This is a genomic window from uncultured Maribacter sp. (assembly GCF_947500985.1).
GTDB lineage: Bacteria > Bacteroidota > Bacteroidia > Flavobacteriales > Flavobacteriaceae > Maribacter.
The window spans coordinates 1-3006 of sequence record NZ_CANMTX010000022.1 but is presented as its reverse complement, the minus strand read 5'-3'; the positions used below and the strand labels follow the sequence as shown (position 1 = coordinate 3006).

The 3006-nt window shown below is 38.3% G+C and carries 1 protein-coding gene; it reads left to right on the top strand.

From position 1 onward, the window contains the following. Window positions 1–3006, top strand: a 3006-nt coding sequence (locus tag Q0871_RS18585; RefSeq protein ID WP_299326591.1) for a collagen-like protein, incomplete at both ends; no start/stop codon positions are given.

Here is a 3006-nt window from a genome sequence, read left to right as displayed (position 1 = left end):
GTAACCCAATTAGATCTATCGGCAATCGTAGCGAACTTAGAAGCGTTGACTACGGTAGTAGCCAATACGGACGGTACATTCACATATACGGATGAAGATGGTGTTGATACAATTATCGATGTTACGGATTTAGAGACTTTAACTAATATTGTTAATAATAATGATGGAACTATCACTTATACTAATGAAGATGGTGTAGATCAAACAATAGATTTAATAAGTAATGAAGCAAATAATGATATTGTAGTTGGTACGGACGGAGGTTTATATTTGAATGTAGCTTCAGTAACAATTTCAGAAACAATTACATCTCTAACAGATAATGGAGACGGTACTTTTACTTATGAAAACGAAAGTGGATCTACAACAACATTCGATTCAAAACGTTCAACTGTTTTGGATAATGGCGATGGTACGTTTACCATTACGGATGATTCAGGAACTTCTGTAACAGTAGATACAAACAATACGGTAACAACTTTGGTCGATAATGGTGATGGTAGTTTTACGTATACTTCAGAGAATGGTACGGCAACAACGTTTACAGAAACATTATCAACATTAGTAGATAATTCAAACGGAACATTTACTTATACGAATGAAAATGGCGTAGCAACAACATTCGATGCAAAACGTTCAACTGTTTTGGATAATGGCGATGGTACGTTTACAATTACAGATGATTCAGGAACTTCTGTAACAGTAGATACAAACAATACGGTAACAACTTTGGTCGATAATGGTGATGGTAGTTTTACGTATACTTCAGAGAATGGTACGGCAACAACGTTTACAGAAACATTATCAACATTAGTAGATAATTCAAACGGAACATTTACTTATACGAATGAAAATGGCGTAGCAACAACATTCGATGCAAAACGTTCAACTGTTTTGGATAATGGCGATGGTACGTTTACAATTACAGATGATTCAGGAAATTCAGCAACAGTAGATACAAACAATACAGTAACCACATTGGTTAATAATGGTGATGGTAGTTTTACGTACACTTCAGAGAATGGTACGGTAACTACATTTACAGAAACACTATCAACATTAGTAGATAATTCAAACGGAACATTTACCTATACCAATGAAGACGGGGTAGTAACAACATTCGATGCTAAGCGTTCTACAGTTTTGGATAACACGGATGGTACATTTACCATTACGGATGATTCAGGAACTTCGGTAACAGTAGATACCAACAATACGGTAACAACTTTAGTAAATAATGGCGATGGTAGTTTTACGTATACTTCAGAGAATGGTACGGCAACTACGTTTACAGAAACACTATCGACTTTAGTAGATAATGCGGATGGAACATTTACCTATACCAATGAAGACGGAGTAGCGACTACGTTCGATGCAAAACGTTCAACGGTATTGGATAATGGCGACGGTACGTTTACGATCACAGATGATTCAGGAAACTCGGCAACAGTAGATACGAACAATACGGTAACCACATTGGTTAATAATGGTGATGGTAGTTTTACGTATACTTCAGAGAATGGTACGGTAACTACGTTTACAGAAACACTATCGACTTTAGTAGATAATTCAAACGGAACATTTACCTATACGAATGAAGACGGAGTAGCAACAACCTTCGATGCTAAGCGTTCAACGGTATTGGATAATGGCGATGGTACATTTACCATTACGGATGATTCAGGAACTTCGGTAACAGTAGATACGAACAATACGGTAACCACATTGGTTAATAATGGTGATGGTAGTTTTACGTATACTTCAGAGAATGGTACGGTAACTACGTTTACAGAAACACTATCGACTTTAGTAGATAATTCAAACGGAACTTTTACCTATACCAATGAAGACGGAGTAGCAACTACGTTTGATGCTAAGCGTTCTACAGTTTTAGATAACACGGATGGTACATTTACCATTACGGATGATTCGGGCAACTCGGTAACAGTAGATACAAACAATACGGTAACCACATTGGTTAATAATGGTGATGGTAGTTTTACGTATACTTCAGAGAATGGTACGGTAACTACGTTTACAGAAACACTATCGACTTTAGTAGATAATTCAAACGGAACATTTACCTATACGAATGAAGACGGAGTAGCAACTACGTTTGATGCTAAGCGTTCTACAGTTTTAGATAACACGGATGGTACATTTACCATTACGGATGATTCAGGAACTTCGGTAACAGTAGACACCAATAATACGGTAACAACTTTAGTAAATAATGGCGATGGTAGCTTTACTTATACCAATGAAAGTGGAGCTTCAGTTTTATTCCGAGCATCTACAATTAGTGATAATGGAGATGGTACTTCAACAATTGTACTAGCTGATGGCGGAACAATTATTGTTGACAACGACGGAGTAGATAATGTAGATGATGCGGATAATGTAGTCGGAAACGAATACAACACAGGTAGTGGAATTACAGATGGTAGTCTTGAGATTACCGATGGTGGCGGAACTGAATCGGTTAATCTTATCAGTACTAATGCTAATAACGATTTAGCCTTTGGTACAGATGGTGCATTGTATTTAAATGTAGCTTCTGTAACAATATCAGAAACCGTAACAACCCTTGCGGATAATGGAGATGGTAGCTTTACGTATACAAATGAAAGCGGAGCACAGGTATCATTCCAAGCATCAACAATAACAAATAATGGTGATGGAACATCAACGGTTGCATTAGCAGATGGAGGATCTATCATTTTAGATAATGATGGAATCGATAATGTAGACGATGCAGATAACAATCCATTTAACGAAATAGAATTACCAACAGGTGGTACTAACGGACAAGTTTTGTCTACCGACGGTTCTGGAACATATACATGGGTTGACGCAGATACAGGTCCAGCCGGTCCAGTAGGACCAGCGGGAGCGGATGGAAATGACGGAGCAACGGGAGCACAAGGTCCACAAGGTCCAGTAGGACCAGCGGGAGCGGATGGAAATGACGGAGCAACAGGAGCAACGGGTCCAGCAGGAGCAGAC